At 50.3% G+C, this 25,408-nt stretch carries 24 protein-coding genes; 13 read left to right on the top strand and 11 right to left on the bottom strand.

What is annotated here, in order from left to right; genetic code table 11:
* Window positions 1-71: 71 nt before the first annotated feature.
* The 4 genes from IM638_03940 to IM638_03955 are packed head-to-tail and all read right to left on the bottom strand — an operon-like array spanning window position 72 to window position 5,571.
* Complete coding sequence (locus IM638_03940; GenBank protein ID MCA6362161.1) at window positions 72-1,148, bottom strand: glycosyltransferase family 4 protein; 1,077 nt, start codon at window positions 1,146-1,148, stop codon at window positions 72-74.
* On the bottom strand, window positions 1,099-2,403 hold the full coding sequence (locus tag IM638_03945; GenBank protein ID MCA6362162.1) for a glycosyltransferase family 4 protein: 1,305 nt from the start codon (window positions 2,401-2,403) through the stop codon (window positions 1,099-1,101). The genes IM638_03940 and IM638_03945 overlap by 50 nt, the downstream gene beginning before the upstream one ends.
* On the bottom strand, window positions 2,400-3,128 hold the full coding sequence (locus tag IM638_03950; GenBank protein ID MCA6362163.1) for an acyltransferase: 729 nt from the start codon (window positions 3,126-3,128) through the stop codon (window positions 2,400-2,402). Before IM638_03950 ends, IM638_03945 begins: the two co-directional genes overlap by 4 nt.
* A complete protein-coding gene (locus tag IM638_03955) occupies window positions 3,112-5,571 on the bottom strand; it encodes a hypothetical protein (protein ID MCA6362164.1) in 2,460 nt (819 codons plus the stop codon). The genes IM638_03950 and IM638_03955 overlap by 17 nt, the downstream gene beginning before the upstream one ends.
* A gap of 273 nt (window positions 5,572-5,844) precedes the next feature.
* Between IM638_03955 and IM638_03960 the strand changes: the two genes are divergently transcribed.
* Window positions 5,845-6,465, top strand: coding sequence for a CAP domain-containing protein (locus IM638_03960; protein ID MCA6362165.1), 621 nt, complete (start codon window positions 5,845-5,847; stop codon window positions 6,463-6,465).
* Between the two features lie 66 nt (window positions 6,466-6,531).
* On the opposite strand, the gene IM638_03965 is transcribed toward IM638_03960, so the two are convergent.
* Window positions 6,532-8,757, bottom strand: coding sequence for an HYR domain-containing protein (locus IM638_03965; GenBank protein MCA6362166.1), 2,226 nt, complete (start codon window positions 8,755-8,757; stop codon window positions 6,532-6,534).
* Between the two features lie 159 nt (window positions 8,758-8,916).
* Window positions 8,917-9,984: a hypothetical protein gene (locus tag IM638_03970; protein MCA6362167.1), complete on the bottom strand. Its 1,068-nt coding sequence runs from the start codon at window positions 9,982-9,984 to the stop codon at window positions 8,917-8,919.
* 239 nt (window positions 9,985-10,223) lie between these two features.
* On the opposite strand from IM638_03970, the gene IM638_03975 reads away from it, so the two are divergent.
* Window positions 10,224-11,423, top strand: coding sequence for a hypothetical protein (locus IM638_03975; protein MCA6362168.1), 1,200 nt, complete (start codon window positions 10,224-10,226; stop codon window positions 11,421-11,423).
* 64 nt (window positions 11,424-11,487) lie between these two features.
* On the opposite strand, the gene IM638_03980 is transcribed toward IM638_03975, so the two are convergent.
* Window positions 11,488-12,999: a lamin tail domain-containing protein gene (locus IM638_03980; protein MCA6362169.1), complete on the bottom strand. Its 1,512-nt coding sequence runs from the start codon at window positions 12,997-12,999 to the stop codon at window positions 11,488-11,490.
* A gap of 352 nt (window positions 13,000-13,351) precedes the next feature.
* On the opposite strand from IM638_03980, the gene IM638_03985 reads away from it, so the two are divergent.
* The 6 genes from IM638_03985 (at window position 13,352) to IM638_04010 (ending at window position 18,470) form a co-directional block, all read left to right on the top strand.
* Complete coding sequence (locus IM638_03985) at window positions 13,352-15,199, top strand: tetratricopeptide repeat protein (protein ID MCA6362170.1); 1,848 nt, start codon at window positions 13,352-13,354, stop codon at window positions 15,197-15,199.
* Window positions 15,200-15,201: 2 nt separating this feature from the next.
* Window positions 15,202-15,855, top strand: a complete 654-nt coding sequence (locus IM638_03990) for a response regulator transcription factor (protein MCA6362171.1) — start codon at window positions 15,202-15,204, stop codon at window positions 15,853-15,855.
* A gap of 108 nt (window positions 15,856-15,963) precedes the next feature.
* The gene (locus IM638_03995; GenBank protein MCA6362172.1) at window positions 15,964-16,773 is read left to right on the top strand and encodes a hypothetical protein; all 810 of its coding nucleotides are present in this window, start codon (window positions 15,964-15,966) and stop codon (window positions 16,771-16,773) included.
* A gap of 2 nt (window positions 16,774-16,775) precedes the next feature.
* A complete protein-coding gene (locus IM638_04000; GenBank protein MCA6362173.1) occupies window positions 16,776-17,465 on the top strand; it encodes a hypothetical protein in 690 nt (229 codons plus the stop codon).
* Window positions 17,466-17,477: 12 nt separating this feature from the next.
* Window positions 17,478-17,879 carry a hypothetical protein gene (locus IM638_04005; protein MCA6362174.1) on the top strand — a complete coding sequence of 134 codons (402 nt, stop codon included), beginning with the start codon at window positions 17,478-17,480 and terminating at the stop codon, window positions 17,877-17,879.
* Window positions 17,880-17,975: 96 nt separating this feature from the next.
* Window positions 17,976-18,470, top strand: a complete 495-nt coding sequence (locus IM638_04010) for a DUF1761 domain-containing protein (protein ID MCA6362175.1) — start codon at window positions 17,976-17,978, stop codon at window positions 18,468-18,470.
* Window positions 18,471-18,530: 60 nt separating this feature from the next.
* Here IM638_04010 and IM638_04015 read toward each other — a convergent pair whose 3' ends face one another.
* On the bottom strand, window positions 18,531-19,070 hold the full coding sequence (locus IM638_04015) for a hypothetical protein (protein MCA6362176.1): 540 nt from the start codon (window positions 19,068-19,070) through the stop codon (window positions 18,531-18,533).
* A complete protein-coding gene (locus IM638_04020) occupies window positions 19,067-19,489 on the bottom strand; it encodes an SRPBCC domain-containing protein (protein MCA6362177.1) in 423 nt (140 codons plus the stop codon). Before IM638_04020 ends, IM638_04015 begins: the two co-directional genes overlap by 4 nt.
* Before the next feature lie 90 nt (window positions 19,490-19,579).
* Here IM638_04020 and IM638_04025 point away from each other — a divergent pair, with 90 nt between their 5' ends.
* Window positions 19,580-20,383, top strand: coding sequence for a helix-turn-helix transcriptional regulator (locus tag IM638_04025; GenBank protein ID MCA6362178.1), 804 nt, complete (start codon window positions 19,580-19,582; stop codon window positions 20,381-20,383).
* 229 nt (window positions 20,384-20,612) lie between these two features.
* Here the strand turns inward: IM638_04025 and IM638_04030 are convergent, their stop codons facing one another.
* Window positions 20,613-21,473 carry a leucine-rich repeat domain-containing protein gene (locus IM638_04030; GenBank protein ID MCA6362179.1) on the bottom strand — a complete coding sequence of 287 codons (861 nt, stop codon included), beginning with the start codon at window positions 21,471-21,473 and terminating at the stop codon, window positions 20,613-20,615.
* 154 nt (window positions 21,474-21,627) lie between these two features.
* Between IM638_04030 and IM638_04035 the strand changes: the two genes are divergently transcribed.
* The gene (locus tag IM638_04035) at window positions 21,628-22,098 is read left to right on the top strand and encodes a hypothetical protein (protein ID MCA6362180.1); all 471 of its coding nucleotides are present in this window, start codon (window positions 21,628-21,630) and stop codon (window positions 22,096-22,098) included.
* Window positions 22,098-23,093 carry a hypothetical protein gene (locus tag IM638_04040; protein MCA6362181.1) on the top strand — a complete coding sequence of 332 codons (996 nt, stop codon included), beginning with the start codon at window positions 22,098-22,100 and terminating at the stop codon, window positions 23,091-23,093. The genes IM638_04035 and IM638_04040 overlap by 1 nt, the downstream gene beginning before the upstream one ends.
* A gap of 231 nt (window positions 23,094-23,324) precedes the next feature.
* On the opposite strand, the gene IM638_04045 is transcribed toward IM638_04040, so the two are convergent.
* Complete coding sequence (locus IM638_04045; protein MCA6362182.1) at window positions 23,325-23,534, bottom strand: hypothetical protein; 210 nt, start codon at window positions 23,532-23,534, stop codon at window positions 23,325-23,327.
* A 224-nt stretch (window positions 23,535-23,758) separates the two neighbouring features.
* Between IM638_04045 and IM638_04050 the strand changes: the two genes are divergently transcribed.
* Window positions 23,759-24,337: a sigma-70 family RNA polymerase sigma factor gene (locus IM638_04050; protein ID MCA6362183.1), complete on the top strand. Its 579-nt coding sequence runs from the start codon at window positions 23,759-23,761 to the stop codon at window positions 24,335-24,337.
* A 56-nt stretch (window positions 24,338-24,393) separates the two neighbouring features.
* A complete protein-coding gene (locus IM638_04055; GenBank protein MCA6362184.1) occupies window positions 24,394-25,404 on the top strand; it encodes a zf-HC2 domain-containing protein in 1,011 nt (336 codons plus the stop codon).
* The last annotated feature ends 4 nt before the right edge of the window (window positions 25,405-25,408 follow it).

Genomic DNA, 25,408 nt, shown 5'->3' on the forward strand with positions numbered 1-25,408 from the left:
TCATCTTGTTAACAAAACAATTACACAAAAAGACAGGAAGTGATTTTCCGGAATCCGGAAGCAGGTTTCCATTATCCGGCATGCGCCGTATGTGAGAAATGAGGATAAGATTCGTTGCAGATATGGCGCACCATATCATGGTACAAATCGTTGCGGAGCCAGAGTTTTTTTATGGCAGCATCAAGCGCGCCGGCATTACGCGAGTCGATAAGAAAACCATTTACTCCATGCGTAACCAGTTCGGAAGGGCCGCCTACAGGGGGGGCAATAACCGGACGGCCATAGGCAAATGCTTCGAGTATGGTCATCCCAAATGTTTCAATCCACTGATCGGGACGTGAAAGATTAACCACCACATGAGCCTGGCTGTAAAACCAATGTGTGTCTGATGTAGCCGGATGGATTTCCAGATTGGCCGGTGCATTTACCTGCCACTTAAACTTCTCTGCTTCGTTTAAACCGGCATTTAGCACAAGTAAAAAGCGGATTCCCGGAAAACGCCTGGAAAGCCCGGCATATTCATAAATACCTTTGTATGCTTTGAGTGAAGCCAGCATAAGTACTGTAAACTTCCCTTGCGGACGCGTAAACCTGTGCTGGGTGGCTTTGTCCCAAAACTCGTCGGGAAGTGTGTTGCGCACCACGCTGGTAGGGGTTTTCGAAAAACGAAAACGACTGGCAGTGTACTGTGATACAAATACAACCTCACTGGCACAACTCTTAGCCATGAATACAAGGAAACGCTGCAGCCATAGAGGCCGCAGACTTACTTCGTGAATGTGTACAGTTACCTGCACACGTTTTAACTTACCGGCCAGCATAGCACCAAAGGGCAGCAATGTATTCACATATACAGAATCATTTCTGTTAAGTGATCGGAGCAGAAAGAAAAATGTGAAGAGCTGCGACCAGAGGTAACGCATAAATGTAACGGCTTTTGATGGCGACCAGCCGTAAGGAATTCTGGCTACATGAACCTGTAATCCATGAGTAAGAAAGCCGGTGGGTTTTTCAGTAGAAGTAAGTACAGTTATGCGGTTTCCCATTTTTTGCATATCGCGTAATACTTCGCGCAGCACAAGCGGACTTCCGCTGAAATCATTGAGCAGATGAACGGCGTAGGTGCGCCCCCAGTGATTGTATTTCATGTGCAGGAGTTTTTGAATTAATTTTTTCTTTATTGATTACAGCCGTGTAAACATCACGCAGTATTTCGCCGCGCTGCTCCCAGCGAAAGTGTTTTTGATACTGTTCGGCAGCCAGGTGCTGTTCTTTAAGCAGGTGCTGCTTATTGGTAAAAAGCTTAAACAGTTGTGTTGCAAAAGCATCAACCGCTTGCCTGTAGCTGCATACCGGAACTGCGGTGGTAGCCTGCGGATGCAGAAAAGCTCCCGGCCCGCAATTGTCCCAGCACACAACCGGCAATGCATAGCTCATGGCTTCGGCCACCACCATGCCCGCACCTTCGTGGCTGGGGAAAAGAAAAACAGATGAACTTCGGTAAACAGCTCCCAATTCATGGCGCGGTATCCATGCTATTATTTCTACTTTTTCACGAATTCCTTCGTTTTCGGCAATGCGTTCTATTTCGTTCAGCATCGGGCCGGTTCCTGCCAGGCGAAGCTTAACTTTTTCCCGATCCTCATCGCCCAGCATCCTGCAAAATGCGGCAAAGCTGCGCACTGTAATATCAAAGCCTTTGAGCGGAACAAAACGGCCCGCCGAAAAAACAGTGAAGCCTTTGTCGGTTGTTGCTCCGGGCTCTGGCGCCTCGGTTGCTACCGAAGGAAGCAGTGAATAAGTTGCCGTGCGCGGCAATTTTGCGGCCGATTTTTTGTGCATACAAAACACATGCGATGCACGCCGCCGGGTGATTTTTAAAAACGGATCAAAATTCCAAAACATCCATTTGAAACCGCGCAGCATATACTCACGCATTTTTTCACGTCGCGAAAACCGGCGCAAAAAAGTGCTGCGAACAGGCGGGTGATGACCAACCGGCCCCCAAACCAGCGGGCGGCCAAGTATCCAGAGAAAAGAAGGTGTCCAGTCGTTATGAAAATTGAGGTTGTGTACTACATCAAATTTATTGCGCTGTGAAAACAAACGAAGCGCAACCGAAATTTGCCAGCAGTAAAAATAGATGAGCGAAAGCAGCGGGCCTTTTTTCCAAAACAACATCCAGCCGGGCCAGTCAACTGCACGAAACACGATGTTGTCTGTTTGTGCTTTTAGCTCAGGATGTTCGGCTATGTAAGTGTTGATGTGCGGCAAATTATTGCGCCGTGTTACAGCAACTACTCGCTGAAATCGAGCAGCCTGCAATACAAACTGCCAACCCATTCCGTCTTCCGATCCTTTGTACGGATTGATTGCATACGCTGTTATAAGTACAGTTTTCATACTGCCGCACGTTGCTGGTTTGTAAATTCAGTTGCTTCATACCGATTGCGCAGCAACCGCGCGGGCACGCCCCCTAAAATGCTGCCCGGCGGAAAACTGCGGTTAACTACAGCACCCGCGGCAATAACACTACCCTCACCAATACTCACCCCGTCGAGTATGGTTACTTTGCTGCCAATCCAGCAGTTATTGCCAATACGGATACCGTTTCTTGTTACGCCCTGAAAGCGGATAGCCTGATCAGGGTCTGCTGTAATATGATTTTCGGGATGACAACTGAAATACTGACCAATAATGCACTCGTCGCCAATTTCCAAACCACCTGTGCCACCGAGGTAAGCAAATTCGCCCATACCCACACTGTTGCCGATGCGGATAAAACCACAGGGCTGTTGCGGCGATGTGCAAACTACCAGACGGCTGTATGCTCCAATGCTTACATTGTTGCCAAGCGTAATTCCGCCGCTGCTCATACTGCTCAGTAACACACCATCACCAAGCCGGAGAAAACGCCCCCAGCTGATGCGGCGAAGATTGAAAAAAACAACGCCCCGGCCGGCCAGCAGCATACGCGGGTGTTTCATAAAAACAAGCACACGCATACCACGCAGCAAACAAAACAATTGCTGAAAACAAAACAATAACAGCATACGTGCATCCGCCGCATCCGAAAAAGTAAAATTCGGATTACGCCTGCGGATGAGTTGTTCAAGCCATTTTTTCATACCTGCTGAAGATTATGGTTTCGATCTGTGAAATAGTTTGCTTCAGGTCGAGATTCTGAACAGGCACATAACGACGCGGAGCGCTCACTGCAGCCGTTCTGAAAAAATTCAGGTATCGATCCATTATTGCACTTATAGCTGTCCGGCTCATTTCCTGTTTGCGCGCATAAATCACTTCAACGGGCGCATACAAGAAGAAATTGAAATCGGGCTTGAGCAAAAACTTGTAACACAACTTCGCCAGACGTTGCGGTAAGCGAATATTACTGCGCTCGGGATTATGAATGAAATCAAAATAATACCGATCATAAATAACAATATCACCTCTGAGATTATATCGAAAGAATACATAAAACTGCCCGAATAAATAATCGGCATAGTAATACGTAAACCGAAGCAGTGACGAAACTTTGCCTGATTGTGCATGTGTTGTTGGCATTGCATCGGTGGCCAGCTTTTCGGCCTTCGCTTTGCCGTGGCGCCACGCGCTTATGATGGGCAGCACAGACGGACGGTGACGCAACACCACAACACGGCGGCGTGTGCGTTTTTCAATTCGCTCGCGAAGTGTATTGATTACAGTGCTCTTGCCCGCACCGTCAACACCGCTGAATGTGACAATGAAGCCGGGTGATACAAAAAACGAACGCAGCACATCAGCATAATATTCGATCCGGTTCCGGGCAGCAACCAAACCCTTATTACTTTTCAGTTCACCAATAACCCTGAGCGGGTTTGGCTGCTGCCGGATATTTAAAAGCTGAACAAAATTTTCGGCGCCCAGTTCCTGTGCTGTTTTATCGAGCACCTGCCGCTGCACTGCATAGCGGCTGAAATAATACAAACGGTAACGTTCGCTCAACGCTGCTCCGTTGAGCCGTGCAAACAACCAGCTATAAGTTAAATCATCTGCCAGCGATGCAATGCGGATACCGGTGCTTGTTGTTTCTGCATTATTAAGCACATCAGCTGTATTCATAAACTGTAATGCTTTGCGTTTGAATTTGTGAATACAATCCACTGAAAGCATTTCGCCGTTTGCAAGCACAACGGCAATAACCGTTCGGTGAAAATATCGTGTAACATTGACACGCTTTACAAAAGCATGCCGCTTAAAAAAGCTGATAATTATTGCTGTTGTTTTTGGCGTTGCACAAAGATCAATGTCAGACCACTCATGCAATTCCCAGGGCTGCGCGCCGCATGATTTCAGCCAGGCGTACTGCTGCATCCGGACTGATGAGAAAAAATCGCGGAGCAGCAGCTGCCTGTATTGAGAAGGGTCCTCAAGCGTTAAATGATCATTCAGGGCTTCGTTCCAAACCTCCATAAGCCAGTTGGTTTGAACATGCCAGCTATTTTGTTTCGACCAGCTTTGCAGCGAAGACGTAATTACGGTGTAGAGATATTGCTGTTCAAGCAAGTCGAGGTTGATTCCTATTTTATCCGTAAAACTCCTGCAACAGGGCAAATCAAAAAATGCATCTATTGTCTTTCTGATTTGTGCATACGAATGGCGGTTGATAAGCACAGCCTGCTGATACATAAAATGAAATGCATCAAAAAAAACAGGGTATGATGTGTCAAACATTTCCCAATCCCACGCAATCAGCTGGTTCTCTGCAGCCCGTGTATTCCACGGTGTAAAATCGCCATGCGCCGGCGCTGTAAGACAGGTGTCATACTGACCAAGATGTTTGGCAAGCTGGTCGAGTTTTGAGATCAATGCCTTACTGATGTGCTTGTTGTTGTAGCGCAACAGACTGAGGTATGTGGTTGATCTTTGCCACCAGGCAGAGGCCACACGGTTTTGTTCGGTAATTGAACCTGTAAACCATTCGGAAAGTGTGGCAAACGGAAAATCGGAAAGCGATTTCGGATATGCTGCGCCCGGAACGTTTATATCACTGAGCTGATGAATATCGTTCTGCAGCAATTTATGCTCAGGCACAACCAACCCGCATACCGGATGCAGGTTCAGCCGCTTCAATGCTGCCGCTTCGTTGCTGAGCTGATGTTTGGCCTGCTCACCAACAGGTACTTTTATAAATGTTACGCCCTCGGCATCACTGAGCCGAAAAATGGCTTTACGGTTCGGGCCAACCGTACCGGTAAAAAGCGCCCAGTTTTTCCCTGCCAGCGGTGAGCCTTCCGGGACAACTAGAAAACCGGAAGAACTCACAAACAACCGCTGCAGGTTTATCGCAAAAAGCAAACGGATAAACATCACCATTGCAGCAGCCCGAAAACTTCCCACATGATAGAAGTTTAAAAAATCAGGCTGCTGCGCTTCCGAAGGCCATGCCCAGCGGATTGTTCCGTCGGGATTGTTGCGGCAATACACCTTTACTTTGCTGTGTGAACTGCCTGATTGCGGATAAACAGCTTCGGCAATGGCCTGTAACTCGGAAGGTGATGTAAATAAGTTTGCTTGTTGTGCCATGCCAACAGAATTACGATTGGCATGCCAATATTGCATCGTGCTGCTATTCTGATACTTACAGAAACTGCATGTTTGCAGCACTACAAATTCGGGACAGGCATTTCCGAAATCCGGAAAAACATCCGGGAAAAACTGCTTTAATCCCCAAACATTACTGAAATTGGCACTTGCATCTACATAACGTCATAACTATGCTTTCGCAAAACACCTGTTTGATTTGCCCGATGATATTCTGGCATTGATGCACCACTTAAACACTAGAAGCCATTTCAAATGACCCGATTTACACTTTTCATTTTTACACTTTTTTGTTGTGCGGCATTCACCCGTGATACTCAACATCAAAAATTTACCCCTGAAACAGTTGCGGTTAGTCCCGACAGTGTGAACACTGCTCGCGATGTAACTTACCTCGGCGAAGAAGAAAAGCGTGTTATCGCACTCTGCAACATCGCACGCACGCAGCCAAAAGTATTTGCACAAAACTACGCGCAGCCGTTTATCGACTCGGCAGGAAAGAAGAACAGCTACACCAATTCATTACTGCGCACCTTGCGCACCATGAAACCCGCAGCAGCACTTCTGCCCGATGAAGCCCTCACCAAAACTGCCGCCGCACACGCCGAGAAAAGCGGAAAAGCAGGAACCACCGGCCACAGCGGAAAAAAAGAGCGTTTCAAAAAAAGCGGCTTTTCGTATTGGGGCGAAAACTGCAGCTACGGCTACAGCGATGCGCTCGATATTGTGATGCAACTGCTCATCGACGATGGCATCAAAAACCTCGGCCACCGTAAAAACATCCTCGACCCAAAATTCACACACATCGGCGTAGCCATCCGAAAACACAAACGTTACAACTGGAACTGCGTGCAGAATTTTGGCGGACGCAAGTAAATTAATGAACGCAAAAAACGCCGCATCGTAGCTGATGCGGCGTTTTTTGTGTTGTATCGTTGCTGTTTATCGCTGAATCACCAAACGTGCGGTGCTTATTGCGCCTGATGCGTTGGTGTAACGCACCATGTAAATGCCCGAAGCCAGTGCCGATGTGCTCACGGTTTCGCGGGTGGAGGTGATGCGCTGTGCTGCAACAAGCTGCCCGGCTGCTGATACCAGTTCAAGCATACCGTTTCCGCTGCTTACAAACAAAAACTCGTTTGCAGCAGGGTTCGGATAAAGCGCAAGCACACCTGCTGATACAGTTGCAATGCCCGTACACTCCTGCACCGTAATTGTATCGGTGGCAACACCTGTGCAGCCATTGAAATCAGTAAATGTGTAGGTGATCACATGCATACCTGCTCCTGCGGTTGACGGCGAGAATTGTGTGCCTGTTACGCCGGGACCGCTCCATGTGCCGCCAGCAGGCGATTCGCCGGTGAGCGTAAACGATGCATCATCTTCACAAACGGCTGCCGGTGTATTGAGTGCAAGTGTAACACCCGGATCAAGCACCGTTACTCCGTAGGCAGTAAACGCCGCGTTGCCCGAAGTATCTGTTGCCGAAAACTGAAGCGTATAGGTTCCGGCCTGAAGCACAGAGCCGCTTGCCGGGCCTGCGGTTTGTGTTACTGTAACCGGACTGCAGACGTCGGTAGCGGTGGGCAGTGCAAACAACAAGGTATCTCCCACACAAAGTTGTATGTTGAGCTGTATGGAAGTAAACTGTGGCGCAAGCGAATCGACAACTGTAATTAATTGCTGACAGGTACTTGTGTTGCCCGCTCCGTCGGTGGTTGTCCACGTAACTATTGTTGTGCCCAGCGGATAGGTTGCAGAAGCATCATTACCTGCTGAAACAATACCGCAGTTATCAGTTGTAATTGCGTTGCCGATGTTTGGCAGCGTGGCTGTGCACAGACCCGAATCGGCAGCTACGGTAATGTTTTGCGGACAAACAATTCCGGGTGCTTCGTTGTCGGTAACGGTAATTGTAAACGAAGCCGTGTCGGCATTTCCGCTGGCATCGGTAGCAATGTAAACCACGGTGTGCGTGCCGGTGGTGAATGCCGTTCCGCTGCTGTCAGACAGCGTAAGCGAAGCTACGCCGCAGTTATCGTTCACCGCAGGTGCGTTCCAGCTTACTACTGCCGAGCAAAGGCCGGAGTCGGTTGACACGTTGAGGTTTTGCGGTATTGCCGAAATTACGGGCGGCTGGTTGTCACTCACGGTAATTGTAAAGGAACAAACGTTGGTATTACCAAATGCATCGCTTGCAATGAATGTGTTTGTGGTGATGCCCGTTGGGAAAATGCTTCCGGAGGGAAGTCCGGCTGTTTGTGTAAGTGTGGGTGTGGATGTGCCGAGGTATTCGATTACCACTTTGCCGTGGCCTGCACGCACGCCGTTTTGCATGGCTGTATTGGTAGCTGCGGGAATTACGTAGCCGCTTCCGCCGCCGCCGCCGCGACAGTTTCCGCTGCCTGCGCCGCCATACCAGCCGCCGCCGCCGCCGTATCCTTCGCAGCCGCAGTTGAAGCCAAACGGTGTGCCTCCAAAGCCAAAGCCGCCGGCCATTGTGGTCATGTTAAAGTTTACGCACGTGCCGTTGGCACCGGGGCCGGTTTGTGTGGCGCCGAGGCCACCCATGTCTGAAGTGGTGTTCCGGTAACCATCGCCGCCGGTAAGTCCGCCGCCCGCGCCGCCTACTACGTGCAGGTTGCTCCAGTAGCCGGCGCCGCCACCGCCTCCGGCCACCACAAGGCGGCTGTTGAGGTCGTTGCTGATGGTGCGCACATCGGTGCCGCCGCCACCGCCTTTGCCGGCGCCGTCGCCCGCACCGCCGCCGTTAAAACCGCCGGCGGTTGTTGTAGGCTGTCCGCCCACATACACGTAAAGTGTTTGTCCGGGTGTTACACTCACCGTGCCTTTCACATAACCGCCAAAGTTGGTGTTGTTTACCCAGTTTGCGCCACCCTGTGCGCCCCATGTTTTAATGGTAACCTGCGTAACACCAGGCGGCACCAAAAATGTTTGCACCGCACCGGTGAAGTTAAACACCGCCGAATCGTTGGCCACCACACACGACGAGGTGGCCTGCGGCGAAGTGTAATTTACCACAGCGCCACATATGCCCGAATTGGCCGTAGTTGTTACGTTTGCGGGGCACGTGATGCTGATACACTGTGCGTGAAGATGAATGACACACACAAAAGCGGCTGCCGCAAGAAGTAGTTGTTTTTTCATGGAATATTGCGTGAAGAATAATAGGGGCTTATAAAAATAAGCAATATCCGCCATGGTAATTCCGCGAAAGAAAGAAACAGGTATTTCCTGCATATCGAAAACATTTTTGTATTCCCTTTCCACACACGTAAACCACATGCGCAAACGCGGTTTGTTTTGTTAAAAATCAAATGTCGAATAACTTACACCCAAAGCCACACGCGGGAAATCGGTTTCGTGCGTGGTTTGTTTATTTATGCGGCAGTTCAAAAACACACGCCAGCCCGCATGGCTTATGCCGCAGGTCATGTAGCTGCTCCATGCGTTGATGCTGTATAAACCGGTGGCTTTAATTTTTGTAACGGCCACGCTTTGCTGCCCCGATGCCGGCAGCGGCTGTTGCACTATATTTCTTGCCATGTAAACCGAGCGCACAATGCGTTCGATACCCAGCCCGACCTCTATGCTGCTGATGAATTTACCTCCGGTACGGTTAATGTGCAGCGCAGTTTCGGTGCAGAAGCTGTGCAGGCGGATTTTTTCATTTGCGGCGGCGGTTTCCGGAAGCGGGAGCGGGCGTTGCGGGGTTTGTTTCACCGGCAAGCGTGCATAGCGGTAACTGCACGAGGCCAGCACAGCCAGACGCGGGCCGGTGGTAAAAGCAAGCGTGTAGCCGCCTCCGGCAAAACCAGCACCCGCTGCCAGCGGAAAGTGGCGGCCACCCGCAGGCATGAGTCCGGCGGCAAATACACGGAAGCCGCCCTCTACATCAACCCCGCCCCGCGACACAGTGGCGTTTCGGCTGCCGCTGCTGTCGGGCAGCACAACGGATGGCTGCGCGGCAACAGCACTATCTGCCACCGGCGGCGCGTTTGCCTGCGGCGGAGCAGCAACCGGAGGCTGAGGAACCTGAGCCACCGGCGGCGGCAACGGAGGTGAAGGCAGCGGGGTTGCAGGCGGTGTGCCGGCGGTGCCCCCCGGCGGCGATGGAAAAGAAGGCACAGCAGCCGGAGTAGTTTGCGGCGGGCTGCTTTGCCGGGGCTGCGGCACACTTGCGGGATAAATTACCGGCGTTTGCACTGGCGGCGGATACGCGTGTGTAATCGGCTCGCCACGTGGCGGAATACTCACGTACCAGCCCGGACGATAAATACGCTTTTCGATGTGGAGTTTGCGGATATCTCGCTGACAGCCGCATAGCAGCAAACCACAAACAATAAGTCCGCGCAGCAGAAGGGTGGTACTCATTTCAGAAATTGTTGCGCGTAGTTTTAGCTCATTACCGGTATAACATCTGCCGTACAAAAAGATACACCCTGATTTTTATCCTCACACTTTTTCAGCTTTTATCCCCGCCCATTAAATTTGTATTTCACTTACAAATCACAACGCAGCCTAAATCGTTAAATGTTTATTTATCAATACATTATGGTATAATTATTGCGCATTGAAATACGCTTTACAGCTAACCTCTGCAATTTATTGATATGAAAACAATTCTACCTGCGCTGCTTTTTTCCGCGTTCGTTTCATTGGGATTGGCCTGTTCGCGGCAGGTGCAGCCCGACAATACTCCCTCACACTACAAAAAGCATAAAATACTTTCGTATTTCAAGCCCGAAAAAGTGGTGAAAATGCGTGTACTGCTCATCGACTCGGTTAACCCGGGTTTTGGCGATACGGTAACATTTGGTGTGGCAATGGCGGTGGAGCATGAAGGGCAGCGGTATTCGTATATGGTTTATGATAAATCATTGTATTATATAAATAATAATGATGCTGCAAAAATGATCACCCTTCCGCGGCCCTATACAAAAATGACATATCGTCCGTTTTACTGGAAAGATTTTGACATAAGCGTAAACGGAGCGCGCCTGATAGACAGCAACCGTTTTGTGATACACAATTCGCCGTCACAATGTCTTGAAGGAGTTGCATCTGTTACACTTACCTACAAACACAAAAGCGGGTTTACAAATACTGCAAAAATAAATCTGCTTTCGGGCAAACGCTTTGAACTCAATCTTAGCGGCAGGAATGGCTATTGGGGAAACAGTGGGAACAGTGGTACAAACGGCAGCGACGGCTCCTCAGAACGATCGTGCCAGAGCGGCACACACGGCACGCACGGCACCGACGGATTTCGCGGATCTGATGGTCATGATGCCGACATTTACCTGAAGCAATACAAAACGGCCGACGGGCAAACGGAATACCTACAGGCTATAGTGCATGACCTTACAACCGGCCGCCGTTATTATTATTTCATGGATTACAGCGGTTCGCTGCGGGTAATTGCCAATGGCGGCGACGGTGGGCACGGCGGCAGGGGCGGCGATGGCGGAAATGGCGGCCGGCAGGGCGACTTCCGTTGTACGGGAGGAAACGGCGGCGATGGCGGACATGGTGCCAATGCCGGCAATGGCGGACAAATACGCATTATAGCCGATACGAGTGTAAGCCTGAGCCGCCTGCAACTCACCACATCCAATTCAGGCGGAAGAGCCGGGCATGGCGGCAGGGGCGGCGATGCCGGCGCAGGCACAGGTACCGAACGTGCAAACCAGCGCCGCAACAATGCCGCACTGCCCGGACGACCCGGCCAAAACGGGCAGCAGGGAGCAAACGGCCCGCGTATTGAAACCACAGTGAAACCGCTCGACAATTCCATGTTCCGGCCGGTTTAACAGAACGGCATAAAAAAGCGGCGGACCCGATGTGAGTCCGCCGCTTTTTGTTGGTAGAAACAGCTTACTGTTTTACAAAAGCAATACGCTCAATGATAATGCCTGATGCATTGCGAAGGGCAAGCACGTAGCTGCCGTTTTCAAGTGCGCTGATGTTGAGTTGAGGCTGGGCGGTTTGTGCCATTACCAGACGGCCTGTAGCATCGAATACTTCAAGCTGTGTGCCGGCGGGCACTGCGCTGAGCTGAAGTGTTTCATTAGCCGGATTGGGGAATACACGGATGCTGCCGGTGGTGTTGCTTTGTGCAAGACCGGTACATACATCTACAAAAATGCTGTCGGTGGCGCTGCCTACGCAGCTGCTGGTATCCGTGTAAGTGTAGGTAATGAGCTGCCAGCCCGGCGTGGTGGTGGATGCATTAAACATATTGCCACTAACTCCGGGGCCGCTCCAGGTGCCGCCTGCCGGGCTTTCGCCGCCAAGCATAAAGGCCGGTGTGTTAAGGCAAAGTGTATCGGAATTGGTAAGCTGAAGGGTAACAACCGGCGGTGTACTGTTGGTGAGTGTGGTGAAAAATTGGGTGCCGCAGCCGTTTCCGTCTATAATTACACAGTTGTAAACACCGGCCGGAAGGTTGTTGATTGTGGGCGAAGTACCACCGTTTGACCACTGGTAGGTGTAGGGCAGTGTGCCGCCGCTTACCACAATTGTAACTGAACCATTGTTCTGATTGCAACCGGGGTTTACAATGTTGGTAAAGGTGGCGGTAATTTGTGTGGGTTGGGTAATGGTTACCGAAACGGTATCAGAAAGGTTACACTCGTTGGTAACGATACAGGTGTACACGCCAGCCATTAAACCTGTGGCTGTGGCAGAAGTACTGCTATTGGGCGACCAGGCGTAGGTAAAGGTATTTCCGTTGGTAGCTTGCACAGTGGCCTGACCGTTTGTACCTCCGAAACAGTTTACGTTTTGTGTATTGGTAATTTGTGCCACCGGAGCCACGCAGCACGGTGTCATAGTGTGGTTACCAATGTAGGTGGTGGTATTTTGCGGATACACGTCATACTCCGTAGCGGCCACTGCCCAGTTCGTGTTGCCCTGATTGGTGCTGATGTTGCGCACCAGTGTAAATTCGCTGGTAGCGCCGGTGCCTACGGGCCAGTTGGTGCCGGGATCCACACCAATAATACCGATGATATCGAGTACGGTGTTGGTGGAAATGTTTTTAAGCACCATCGCATCATCGCCATTGTAGAAAGTAATGCTATGAAGTGTATCTGAAACGGCGAGAATAGCAGCTATGGCCTGCGAGTTTCCGGCTACATACACAGCGCCCGGAGCAAGCGTGCCCTGAGGTGAAAGTGAATCGGTAGGCGTAGGTGAACCGTTGTTGTAGCGGTAAATTTTGTAGTTGGATAGGTTAACCGTGCCAGAGGTAGGATTGTAAATTTCAATGGCTTTGTTGTTCGATGAGCCTTCGAGGTATTCGGAGAAGAAGAGCTCCGAACACGATTGTGCGTAGCCGGCGGCTGATACCAGCAACAGCAGAGACAGGGTAATGGTTTTTTTCATGCTGCGAAATTAAACCTTTCCCCCCGTAGTTCCTATTAATTCTCTCTTATCAATTTGCACCAGCAACCGCTTTCAGCCACAAATAACATGCTGATTACAAGCCCCAATACAAATTATTGGTTAATCGAACGGACAGAAAACGGCAAGAGCCACAAAGGCAAGAATTAGTGAGCCGGGGAATAGCAGCGAAACGAGAAATGAGCGCATGATACTTTTTTTTAGTGTCCAACTCAAAAATAACAGCACCGTTGCTGTTCATCATTAAGACGCCGTTTAAAAGTGATTACAACAGAATTAAAGCTATTGTTTGCAGTCTTTAAAAGGGTAAATAGTACATTGCGGGCATATGCGGATGCGACTATTTCTTGCGGTGGTTTTGCTGGCAGCAGGATGCAGCAGGCAAACACCTGTAGTGCCCGGCGATATCAGCAACAGGTGGTATAACCGGATTACCAGCGATACAAAACCCGCTGTTGACTCGTTACTGATTTATGCGCAAATGCTTGATTCGGTGGCCGACGACCGTGCGCAGGTAAAAGCAATGGCCTCCTTCGGTTACGGAATTTATTACAAGCAGAAAGGATATTACCGGCAGGCGTACAGTTCGTTTATGAATGCCGACTCACTGGCCTCAAAAACCGGCACAGACACGCTGCGTGTGCGCGCACTGATTGGAGCCGGCCAGTGCGACTGGAACGAAGGGCGCACAGATAATGCAATTGAAAAAATGCTGCGTGCGCTAAAACTGGCCGAAAACACCGGCTTCAACCGCGGTATTGCAGGCGCACATATTTCGCTGGCGCAGGTGTATCAGCAGAGCGATAAAACTGATCTTGCCCGTGAGCACCTGCAGGCAGCCATGCGCATGAGCAGCGAAAATGGTTCCGACAGAAATTATTTTATTGCTGCTCACACGCTGGCCAATTTATATGGCATGGGCGGGAAAATTGACAGTGCGCTGGCCATAGACAGTGCCATGCTGCTGAAGCTGAACAGCGACCGCCTTCAGAAATTCCGTTCCATGTTTTACGACAATCAGGCCAACTGCTATACCGAAATGCAGCAGTTTGACAAGGCCTATGCCGCTTTTATGCGTTCCATTGCGCAGGATTCGCTCACCGGCGATGCGCGGCAGCAGGCCGATTCGTATCTGGGACTAAGCAATTTGTTTCTGGCGCAAAACAACGTGGCACAGGCCGAAATTTACCTGAACGAATTTTTGCGCCGCGCCCGCAGCATAAACTACCGCCAGGGCGAAAAGCAGGCCTGGCAGATTCTGGCCGGCGTGTATGCCGGACAGCGCAAATACACCGAAGCACTGGCGGCAAAAGATTCGGTGCGGCGCATCAGCGAGCGTTTGCTGAACGAGAAAACACAAACGCGCATTGCCGAACTGCAAACGGTGTATGACACGGAGAAAAAAGACCGTTTGCTGGCCGAGGCTGCGGTGAGTTTGGGCAGGCAGCGGCTTATTACCGGCGCGGTGGCGGTAGCGGCGCTGCTGCTGCTGCTCACAGGCTTTTCGGTTTACCGCCGCTACCGCCACCGCAAAGACGAAGAACTGCGACACGAACTCCGCCGCCAGCAGCAGCTTGCCACACAAGCCCTGTTTGCAGGCGAACAACAGGAACGCCTGCGCATTGGCCGCGATCTGCACGACAGCATTGGCCAGCAGCTTGCCGCGCTTAAAATGCAGATGGCCGGGCAAAACCTCAGCGCAGCTTCCATGCAGCTGGTAGAACAAACCCTGCGCGATGTGCGCGCCATTTCGCACAACCTCATACCCGAAGCACTCCACTTCGGCCTCGCCGCCGCCCTCGATGAATTGTGCGTGCAACTTAGCCACAGCGGCACCACTGCCACATTCAATCCCGCAACCGGCCTGACCCGCCCGCTGCTCAAACCCGAAGCCGAACTATCGGTCTTCAGGCTCGCGCAGGAAGTGACCGGCAACATGCTCAAGTATGCGCAGGCCACACACATCACCATCGACCTGCAAAAAACCGAAAACCACGCCGAACTCCGCATTACCGACAACGGCCGCGGATTCGACACCACACAATTTACCCAGTCAGCCGGACGAGGCTGGGGCAATGTACAGGCGCGCACACTCATGCTGGGCGGCACTGTTGCCATTGACTCGGCACCCGGATCAGGAACCAAATTGTATCTTCGGATTCCCGTTGAGCCGGGCGCATAACCATGACCAGCGAAAGCATCACACACATCCTCCTTGCCGACGATCATCAGCTGGTGATTGACGGACTGAAAAGCATGTTTCAAAACGAAACACGCTACATCGTTGCCGGAGAAGCCAACAACGGTCAGGAAGCCCTGAATATCATTCAGTCGGCCCCTGAAAAATTTCAGCTTGTCATTACCGACGTAAGCATGTCGCACATGACCGGCATTGACCTTTGCCGCCATGTAAAGCAGCAGTATCCCGAAATTAAAGTGCTGGTGCTTTCCATGTACAGCGGCGTATCGGTAGTAAAGGAAGCACTTGCTGCCGAGGCCGACGGCTATTTGCTCAAGAGCGCAGGTAAAGACGAATTTATTAAAGCCCTGCACCGCATTACCGACGGCGGCACCTACTTCGCGCAAGACATTATTCCCATTATCTACAACCAGTATCAGCGGGAAAAGCAGCAGCAGGACGCACTCTCTGTGCTCTCGGCCCGCGAACGCGAAGTACTTTCACTCATTGTAAAAGAACATACCAGCGAAGAAATTGCACAAAAGCTTTTCCTGAGTAAAAAAACGGTTGACAATCACCGGCAGAACATTCTCTCCAAAACAGCGTGTAAAACAACCATCGGTCTGGTGAAGTTTGCTATTCGTAACGGGATGGAATAGTCTGACCGTAAATAGGGACTTATACCCATTCTTACCCTATTCTATACCCCTTTGTGCAGACTGGTTAAGATTTAGTTTTGCACATATCCCGAACCTTCAATTCTGTACATGAAAAAAATAGTTTTACACGCACTTGTGCTGCTCATTCCGGCTTGCGCCCGTTTGCACGCAATGCCTGCCTGCAACAAATTTCAGCACCCGGACAGCGAAATTGACAAATCCGGATTTTTTGCCGGTCCCGTTTACGGCATGTATCAGTATCACATGTCGGGACCCGAAATTTACATGTGGCGCAAAAACAACGGCTTCATTGATCCTTACGGAAACTCATCAGCAAAAAGGCAGCTGGAAGTAAAAGACCGGTTCGGAAACATAAACAATTATTACGGCGGTATGCTTGGTTTTCGTGTGGATGGTGCAATCTCCTACTCGTTGTTATGGCAGCATCAGCGCAGCGTATCGGACATTGAGTACACGTATGACAATGGTCCTTCAACTCCCGTTTACAATTACTACCAGAAGGTAAAAATGACCATGAACTGGGTAGTGTTTGCATTTGGCACACAGTCGTTGTTAAGCAAAAACCTGTTTCTGGGCGGATCCATTGATATTGGTATGCTGAAAACGGTGACAAAGGTTAGTGACGATGGTAATCCGGCGGAAAACGGGAAATGGGCGCCGTGGTTTTATTCGTTCAAAGTATTGGGCGACGGCATAACGCCACGCACACCAATTGCTTCTGTAAGCCTGATTGGCGCCTACGACATCGGGAAGTTTACCCTGCGTTACTCGCACAACTGGGGCCTGCTCAACGGCGATATGAATTCGCAAACCAATAAATACACCAATATTCCCTGGTCGTCGAAAGCTTTTCCGGTTGCCTCAAACACATTTGCCCTGCTCTACAACTTTAACTGACCATGAAACGCACACTGCTATTCCTTCTGCTTTGCTGCACGGTGTTTACACTTCGTGCGCAGTTTACACTTGGTGTGCAGGGACAGGGTTTCCTGAACACGGCGCCTTTTTTCGGCGATTTTTCGAATGCCTACAACACCCTTTTTGATTCGACCCTGAGCAAAAAAATGGGGAATCCGAAATTGGGTGCCGGCTATTCGATTGAGCTTGGCTACCGGATTCTGAAAATGTCGATGTCGCTGCGCAACAGCCGTTTTTCTTCGCAAACACACGCCACTTTTACAAACGGAGCGAAACGGAAAATCCGGTACAACTACCGTTTCTGGAATGTAAACATTGGTTACTTCTATCCCGGCGAAAACAACCAGATAATTGTTGAAGCGGGCTTAACGGCCTGCCGCAGCACTTCCGATTCTTATGTTATTCTGCCTAACGATGAGGTTGACTATTTTGCGGGCGGCCTTTCAAGCCAGCAAAGTTGGGTAAACATAGGCGGTAATTTCAGGCTGGCGCTGCATCACCGCATTACCGATTATTTCTGGCTCACACTCGATGCCGGTTACACAATAGTCAACAACGATTCGGAAGCCGCGCCGCGCATAGTACTCGGACAAACTGCCGCCACACATACGTTCCGTGCGTTTTCTGCCGGCGTGGGTTTTGTGGTTCATTTCGGCGAATACATCGACTAAAAAATTACGATAATGAAATATACAGTATTCCTTATTGCGTTTGCCGCCGCCACACTGGGCGCTGCAGGCTGCTCAAAAGAAGTGGTAAACGAGCGCAAACTTGGCGGTGTGTGGGAAGGCGAAAAAGTGGTGTATGAATTTTATGCAAACAACGCCATGGTTCGCGACAGCTCGGTAGCCAACAGCGGCGCTCTTTACCTCTGGGACGATGACGAACTGACCAACCAGGCCGGCAGCTCGCTGGCCATTCCGCTCGATATGTATGGCTGGGAAGGCAATGTGGGCAAAATGGTAAGCATTGGCGGCTACAACATAGTAAAACACAACCGCCGCAAACTCATACTTGCCCGCCATTACACCGATGCCGACCTGAACATTGTGCGCTCGGAAGTATTTTATTTCAAACGTCCGTAAAGAAGAAAGCAACCCGCTTCAAACGCCGTGCAAAAGAATCTGTGCGGCGTTTGTGCTTTTTTGGTTTAAGTTTGCAGCAAACCAAACTCTCTTCCAATGAATTTTCTCGTACTCTTTGCTTCGGCATTAATTCCGCTGTTTATCGGCTTTATCTGGTACAGCGATAAGGTTTTCGGTAAAGCCTGGCAGCAGGCCAGCGGCATGACTGAGGAGAAAATGAAAAACAGCAACATGCTTGTTATTCTCGGCCTCACCTATTTGTTTTCAGTGATGATGGCCATGGTAATTCAGTTTCTGGTTATCCACCAGGCAAGTGTGCCGTCTATTTTTGTGGGCGACCCCGACATGACCAATCCGAATTCGGAAGTAGGCCGTTTTCTGGAGTTGCTTAATACAAAATATGCACACAACTACCGCACATTCAAGCACGGCATGTTTCACGGTACAATTGCCGGTTTGTTTTTTGCACTCCCTGTAATGGGCATCAACGCGCTGTTTGAGCGCCGCGGCGGTAAATACATATTTATTCACCTCGGCTACTGGGTAATTACCTGCATGCTTATGGGTGGTGTGATTTGCCAGTTTATGTAATCTGATATTCCTCAACAAAAAAGGAGCGCCGTGTTTGCGCTCCTTTTTTTATTCTATTAATCAATTTCGGGTATTCCCTGTAAAATTCAATATTGAGAAGCAGGTATCTAATTTTTTAAAATAACTTCTCCTGCTATTATTCCGCGAACGGTCCAACTGGTAATCACAATCACCTCCATATTCAACAATAAATCTATTTTTACCTATATATATAAGTGAAACATTGCAGCCACAAGATCCTAAAATCGGAGATTTAAACACCAGCTTGTCTTCGTGTTTTCTTACTGCAGTTCTGGGAATGTCTATTGACTTAAATACAGATGATAATGTTGCTCCGTAGATTTTTTCAAAGCGCACACTATCGCTGTAGGCCAAAGCACAAAGTTGTCCTTGCTCCCTGAAACAAATAATCGTTCTTTCGTTTTCACATCCATCCTTCAAATACACCACAAGTGTATCAGTCGGCGAAAGCAAACTACGCACCGAATCAATCTTGTCCTGAATCAGGCACGGTGAAAAATTACTTACACACCCGCTTTGCCTGGTAAGAAAAGAAGCCGACAAGAGGAATACTGTAAGACAAGTTGCCAGAATCTTCATTCCACCAATTTACGCACTTCTTCCATCAGCGCCTTCCAGTTCTGCTCCGAATGATCAGCTGTTTCCTGTGAGGCTGCGTTTTCCTGAATAATTTCCAGTTTCACACCTTCGGGTAATTCGGTTACACGATACGTAATGTGCATGTAATTTTCCGGTAAATCGGGAAGCGGCGAGAAGCTGCTGTAATAATCGTATTTGAGTAAACGGTTATGCTCGTAAGCGAGTATGGTTCCTTTGTCTTCGTATGTTTTTCCCTCCCACTCGCCGGTAAAACGTATGGGTGTACCGGGCTCCCACGTAGTAATAAGGTTGGTGCCGTAGAAATATTGTTTTACTGTAGCGGGATCGGTGAGTGTGTGCCAGAGTTTTTGGGCGGTGGTGCGGAAAATAAATTCGCAGTGTGTGGAGAATGGTGTCATGAATGATTTGGTTTGCAGGCAAAAGTAGGATGTGTTTTTTTGATGCGATTGTAAAAACGCGTCGCTATTTTTGGTGCAGCGCTTTAGTACATGCAGGAACAGTCCAAACCCGCACGAGGAATTTTACATCCGGCCGCATTTGCAGGGCAAACGCTGCACCGGCGCTACCTGCCTTGTGCCGGACTGGCCGAATGGATTGAGCATTACTGGATTGTAGAGTGGAATTTTGGCGATGCGGTACACAAGGTGGCCACGCTTCCGCACCCAAGCATTCATATTACGTTTGACGATGCGGAAGCCACGGTGGGCGGCATACGAACCGGGCGTTTTACGCGGCAGCTTACCGGGCGCGGACGTGTTTTCGGCATCAAGTTTTTACCGGGCGCTTTTTACCCCTGGCTGGGCAGGCCGGTAAGCAGTATTGCCGGTAAACAACTTCCGCTGCACACATTTTTCAACCACGCGGAGGCGCTGCAAAACGAAATGCGCACACTGCAAAAACACGAAGCACTTGTGAATTGTGCGCAGGCGGCCCTGCTGGCGCGAAAGCCCGCACACGACCAGCGTCTTGCCCGTGTACGCCGCATTTGCGAACGCATTTGCAACGACCGCAATGTGCTGCGTGTAGAACAACTCTGCGAACGCGAGCAGTTAAGCATCCGGCAGTTGCAACGCCTGTTTGGTGTGTGGGTAGGCGTTTCGCCAAAGTGGATGATACAACGCTACCGCCTGCACGAAGCGGTGGAAACGCTGAACACCACACACGCCGCACCCGACTGGATTGGCCTGTGCGAACAGCTCGGCTATTTTGATCAGGCGCATTTTATACGCGATTTTAAAAAGCTTACCGGCGAAACGCCAGCCGCGTATGCCGCAAAACGGCTGCAAAGTTGAACACTTGCATACCTGCTGGTTTTTTAACGCACCAAACGGTATTAATTAGCCCTGGCTGGAGCGGCACCCCGCAGGTAGTAAAATGCTTTAGTTTTTTGCGTTGCGCCGAGGAGTATAGCGGAAGACAGGACAGGTGTTTGTTCACTGCACTTCAGAATATGCTCCTCATTATTTTTTTCCTGTTTAGTAGTTAACAAATGATGATACTGTTTGAGAAGCACAGTAACCGCTAGAAGCGTATGCGCAAGCCGGGCGCGGTTTGCTGCATGCGCTGTATTTCGGCCGGTGGCAGCGGAGCGTTGTGCAAATCGAGCAGGCGCAGGTGGCTGTGGCGCAACGCGCGGCGGGGCGGCATGCGCAGTATCGGGTTGTTGCCGGCATACACACGCTCGAGCGAAGGAAGCTGCATGAGTCCCGGAGGCAGCTGCGTGAGGTGATCACCCTCGATATGCAGTTCGCGCAGGTTTTGCAGCGGACGCAGGGCAGCCATGTTGGCACCAAGATCAAAACCGGCGGCCTCGTTGTCGAGCCAAAGTGTATTGAGCTGCGTAAGCTGCCCGAACTCAACCGGCAACTGCGTAAACGTATTGCCCGAAAGGTCGAGCAGCTGGAGGTTGCGGAGCCGGGCAATGGCTGGCGGCACTGTCTCAATACTATCAGCCTCGAGATGCAGGGCTTTTAAATTGGGTAACAGCGCCAGCACATCAATTACTTTACCCAGATCAAGCTGCGGATTGTAGCCCAGCCAGAGCTCTTCAAGCCCTGTTAAACGGCTTGCACAGGCCGGAAGCGTAACCAGCCGGTTGTGCGAAAGATCGAGCTGCCGCAGTGTAGCAAGCTCGCATACCGATGCAGGCAACTCGCCCAGTTTATGTCCGCGCAGTGATAATGCTTCCACCTGTTTCAGCTGCGCGAGCTGCGTTAATGCCGCCGCGTCGAGCGTATCGACATGCAGATTTTTTACCGTGGCATGCGGCACCTGCGCCCAGCGTTGGGCCGGAAAAAGGCGGACATGAAGCGTATCATAACTTACCGCAAAGACATTTGCACTAAGCAAAGAGACAAAAAACAAAAGCAGGGTACGTATCATGTGGTTGGTTTTTAAGAGAACAAAAAAATCGTAATAAGTGTTGTTGCGGCATGCGCCAAACGGCTTAAATCAGCATTAATTCCATTCCGCTTACCTGTTTTTGCGGCGTTGGATAAAAATTGACAGGTGTACGCGCCGTGCGTACATTTACAAAATGAAAAAACTCCTACTTCTTACCTCCTGCCTGATTTTGCTTGCTGCCGCAGGCTGCGGGGAAAGCAGCAGAAAAAAATCACCGCCCGATTCGCTTGCCGCCGATACCACTGCCGGCAGGGGATGCCCGCCCGAAACCGCCATGGATCAGATTCAAACCATTGAAGTAAAGTACGAGGGCGATTGCCAGTACTGTTCGTTTATAATTGAAAACAGCAAACCGATATTGCTTGTAAAAGGCAAAGTAACCCGCATTGATGCAGCCATTGGCGGTAATGAAATCTGCACCCTGTTTCGGGTAAATACCGGTCAGGGATTGTTTCGCGGATTCATAACCATAAACGGCAAAACTCAGTTTGTGGAGCAGGAAATAAGCGAAATGCTTGAACAGGTACAACGCAGCTTCAGTTTTGCCGATTTTGGCATTACCCCCGCACAGCCCCATACCACCGACCCCAACACCACACCCTGATGCGCACATTTTTTCTGTCTGTTTTACTGCTGTGCAGTTTACCTGCATTTGCGCAGTTCCCGTATGCAGGTCCGGAAGATGAAACGGCGCTGTTCAGGCCGGTTACCAAGGGTAATGATTCCTCTTACTCGGCTGTGAACTATGCCGGCAGCGATTTGCGGCTGGGTCTTACGCGCAGTGTGTTCAGGCAGTATATACAGGGTGCGCATGATCTGGAAGAAGTAACCCGCTACTACCGGCAGTATGATTTTGCGTTGCGTTCTGACGAAAATGTGGCGGCAATTGGTATTAATTACCGGCCGGGAGCTGATGCGCAGATTTCGTTTGCGCGGGTTCGGTCGCGGGCAAATTATTCTTCCAAAAGCAATGTGGTGCGGGGAATTTATGCGCGGTTTGGTGGTGTAACCCAGCAATATCTTTTTGTAATACCCGAACCGGGCACTAACTATGGCTTACAGCGTATGCGCTACAGTTCAATGCTGGCGGCCACTGTGGGCGGCTATTCCACACGCGGATACAGCAGCACCGGCCAGATTTTTTCGGCAGGTATAGCTTTGCAGGCTGGCTGGCTGCACAATAGTTTCGACGGACTGGAGCAGGTGCTTTTTGCCGATTCGTTTGCGCTTACGCAGGGGCGGGCTTATGCCCGGCTTTACAGTCAGAACCCGGTTTGGCTGGGCAGCCCCGAAAAAAACCGCGCATTCTTCAAACCCCGTATCGACTTTTCGATTCCCCTGGTTTCGCTTCCCGGAAAAAATACTACTACAAAGCAGCGACTGAGGTACAACCGCTATACCGTTGGCCTCATACTCAGCGGCGAAACAAGGTATGTATCAGGTTTGCCCTGGCTTTTTTCGGGAGCAGTTGGTTTAAGCCTTACGCGCTATGACCGTCCGGTGCTGGCCGTATTTTACCGGCACTCGGGAAAAAATTACGGTTTCCGCCTTCCAACCGACGGCTTTCATTTTGGAACCGCTTTTTCCTTCGGATTTTAAGCAAAACGCCTTAACAATTTGACAAGCAGATTATTATCTGTTTAATAGCCGTTTTTGCACTCGCGCTGATGCGTCAAAGTGGCAATAGCGGGCCGGCAGAATTTTATGCTGATAACTTATTAAAAACAAGAAGACCCTGCTGAAGGCAGGGTCCGCTTGCGGCAAACACATGAAACACATGTATAGATTGAAGAACGGTTTCAGCGAAACTCGCGCTTCGGGAATACTACATTAAGCGAGCTTGTTGCTCTGGGGCAATTCACGTACAACCTCAGCACGCTTCTTTTTGTGGGAACGTGAACTTCCCTGATAGGCATCACAAGAACCGTGGCTTGATTTACAAGAAGGAATGCTTACAAGTACCACTCCGGCGATGAAGAAGAAACCGAGAACTGCGGCTTTATTCACTGTAAAGAACTGACGGAGAGATGCTTGTACCATGCTTTTGTGTTGAGTTAAAAGGTTAGTATGAATTGCTTTCTGTATAATAGGGAGGCAATTCACAAAATTCCACACACATTTTGCAAAAAAATTTTTTTTCGGCTGATTTTGTGGAAAATCAGTTCGTTTTACCCTTTAAAGCAACCGAGTGCAACAAGACGTTCTTTTTTTCGTAAATTGGGAGTGGCAAATAATTCATGTTTCACCTGTAAACCTCAAAAAAGGTGCGGCTCCGATTTCTCTGGTCTAAAAAGGAAGTCAAGCTCAGCGATCAGGAATTAATAGAACAGTACAAGCGTACGTCTAATTCCTGGTATGCTGGCGAACTCTTCCAGCGCTACACACAGCTTATCTCCTCTGTGGCATATAATTATATGCAAAACGAGGTGGATACCGAAGACGCCGTTATGGAAGTCTTCGAAATCATCCTCCGCGATCTCCAGCATCATGAAGTAAACAACTTCAAAACCTGGGTGTATAGCGTTACCAAGCACCATTGTCTCAAAAAGCTTCGCAAAGACAGCATGGAAACGCTGGATGTGGAGCAGGCGCTGCGCCACGTTGCTGTGGACGAAGCCCCGAAAACCGAGGCAATACGGCTGGAAAATCAACTGGAGAAATTGCAGGATGCCGTTACGCGTTTGTCGCAGGAACAGAAACAATGCATTGAACTTTTCTACTTTAAACAGAAGAGCTACAAGGAAGTGTCTGACCTTACCGGCTATTCGGTAAATGAAGTGAAAAGCTACCTCCAGAACGGAAAGAGAAACCTGAAAGGTGCACTCGTGGGCATTGATTCATGACGCCGCGAGAATTACAGCGAATATTTCAAAAAGGAGAGTGTCTCTCACTCGACACGATGCGACTTTATGCCGACGGGAAACTTTCGGCCAAAAGTATGCACGAGGTAGAGAAACACATGTTGGAATGTGGCCTGTGTTCGGCAGCAATGGACGGCTTCACCACACGCCGTTCAAAAAACATCGAAAAAGTTTCTTCCAACGTACATCGCCGGCTGGCTGTATATATGAATACGCCGCCACCCATTCCATTTATGAAGCGTTTCGGTCTGGCTATTTCGGCCGCGGTGGTGCTTCTGGTTACAGGTGGCGGAATTATCTGGTGGATGCTTTCCTCATCGGCCCAGCCCCGGCCTGCAGCACCGCACGATACCACCCAGCAACAACCACATGGCAGTGAGCCCGCTCCGGCTGTTCCCGCGCCGCAGGCGGTGCTCGAAGAACCCCGCTACACCGCAGTTGCCGAATCCCGGCCCGCTGCTGAAGTAAAAAATCCGCCTGCCGAAACGGCCATCAAATCCCCACCCGCAAAAGAAACTACATTGCCGGCCAGTACTCCACCCGTTGCTGAGCCTGCTGCCGCTAAAACCACTACCGAACCTGTTGCGGCCCCGCAGCCTGCACCCGCAAGCACACGCACGCCCGGCCCCAATACATCGCCCGTGCGTGTAAAACACGTTACGCTCTACAGCAAAACCACGCACGTAGATGGGTCTGGCCGCAGCGAAGGCGGATCAGGCGGACAACTCGGCCCCTCAAAACCACGCAGCGGCGGCTTCGAACTCGACGAAATGCCCCATTTCCCCGGCGGCGATGCTGAACTCAAAAACTATTTCCTCACAAACCTCAAACCCATAATTACCAACCGCGAACAGCTTAAACGCCTTTCTACAGGACTCAGCTTTGTGGTAAATGCCAAAACCGGCGAAGTCTCGCTGGCCGAACTCTCCTTTTCCATCTCCCCTGAAGTGGATGCCGAAATTATGCGCGTAGTCAAAGCAATGCCCCGCTGGACTCCCGGCTCAAAACGCGGCTTGATTGATGTGCGGTTAGGAATTACGTTTGAATAAAACC

Source organism: Bacteroidota bacterium (assembly GCA_020402865.1).
Taxonomy (GTDB): domain Bacteria; phylum Bacteroidota; class Bacteroidia; order Palsa-965; family Palsa-965.

What these genes read in the sequence shown, in the direction of transcription:
- IM638_04055 (MCA6362184.1), top strand. Translation starts at nt 24,394, where the DNA reads ATGCGACTTTATGCCGACGGGAAACTTTCGGCCAAAAGTATGCACGAG.
- IM638_03940 (MCA6362161.1), bottom strand. Translation starts at nt 1,148, where the DNA reads ATGAAATACAATCACTGGGGGCGCACCTACGCCGTTCATCTGCTCAAT.
- IM638_03970 (MCA6362167.1), bottom strand. Translation starts at nt 9,984, where the DNA reads ATGAGTACCACCCTTCTGCTGCGCGGACTTATTGTTTGTGGTTTGCTG.
- IM638_03950 (MCA6362163.1), bottom strand. Translation starts at nt 3,128, where the DNA reads ATGAAAAAATGGCTTGAACAACTCATCCGCAGGCGTAATCCGAATTTT.
- IM638_03945 (MCA6362162.1), bottom strand. Translation starts at nt 2,403, where the DNA reads ATGAAAACTGTACTTATAACAGCGTATGCAATCAATCCGTACAAAGGA.
- IM638_04045 (MCA6362182.1), bottom strand. Translation starts at nt 23,534, where the DNA reads ATGGTACAAGCATCTCTCCGTCAGTTCTTTACAGTGAATAAAGCCGCA.
- IM638_04015 (MCA6362176.1), bottom strand. Translation starts at nt 19,070, where the DNA reads ATGAAGATTCTGGCAACTTGTCTTACAGTATTCCTCTTGTCGGCTTCT.
- IM638_04040 (MCA6362181.1), top strand. Translation starts at nt 22,098, where the DNA reads ATGCGCACATTTTTTCTGTCTGTTTTACTGCTGTGCAGTTTACCTGCA.
- IM638_04030 (MCA6362179.1), bottom strand. Translation starts at nt 21,473, where the DNA reads ATGATACGTACCCTGCTTTTGTTTTTTGTCTCTTTGCTTAGTGCAAAT.
- IM638_04005 (MCA6362174.1), top strand. Translation starts at nt 17,478, where the DNA reads ATGAAATATACAGTATTCCTTATTGCGTTTGCCGCCGCCACACTGGGC.
- IM638_03985 (MCA6362170.1), top strand. Translation starts at nt 13,352, where the DNA reads ATGCGACTATTTCTTGCGGTGGTTTTGCTGGCAGCAGGATGCAGCAGG.
- IM638_03980 (MCA6362169.1), bottom strand. Translation starts at nt 12,999, where the DNA reads ATGAAAAAAACCATTACCCTGTCTCTGCTGTTGCTGGTATCAGCCGCC.
- IM638_03965 (MCA6362166.1), bottom strand. Translation starts at nt 8,757, where the DNA reads ATGAAAAAACAACTACTTCTTGCGGCAGCCGCTTTTGTGTGTGTCATT.
- IM638_03995 (MCA6362172.1), top strand. Translation starts at nt 15,964, where the DNA reads ATGAAAAAAATAGTTTTACACGCACTTGTGCTGCTCATTCCGGCTTGC.
- IM638_03960 (MCA6362165.1), top strand. Translation starts at nt 5,845, where the DNA reads ATGACCCGATTTACACTTTTCATTTTTACACTTTTTTGTTGTGCGGCA.
- IM638_04020 (MCA6362177.1), bottom strand. Translation starts at nt 19,489, where the DNA reads ATGACACCATTCTCCACACACTGCGAATTTATTTTCCGCACCACCGCC.
- IM638_04000 (MCA6362173.1), top strand. Translation starts at nt 16,776, where the DNA reads ATGAAACGCACACTGCTATTCCTTCTGCTTTGCTGCACGGTGTTTACA.
- IM638_04025 (MCA6362178.1), top strand. Translation starts at nt 19,580, where the DNA reads ATGCAGGAACAGTCCAAACCCGCACGAGGAATTTTACATCCGGCCGCA.
- IM638_03955 (MCA6362164.1), bottom strand. Translation starts at nt 5,571, where the DNA reads ATGGCACAACAAGCAAACTTATTTACATCACCTTCCGAGTTACAGGCC.
- IM638_03990 (MCA6362171.1), top strand. Translation starts at nt 15,202, where the DNA reads ATGACCAGCGAAAGCATCACACACATCCTCCTTGCCGACGATCATCAG.
- IM638_04010 (MCA6362175.1), top strand. Translation starts at nt 17,976, where the DNA reads ATGAATTTTCTCGTACTCTTTGCTTCGGCATTAATTCCGCTGTTTATC.
- IM638_03975 (MCA6362168.1), top strand. Translation starts at nt 10,224, where the DNA reads ATGAAAACAATTCTACCTGCGCTGCTTTTTTCCGCGTTCGTTTCATTG.
- IM638_04035 (MCA6362180.1), top strand. Translation starts at nt 21,628, where the DNA reads ATGAAAAAACTCCTACTTCTTACCTCCTGCCTGATTTTGCTTGCTGCC.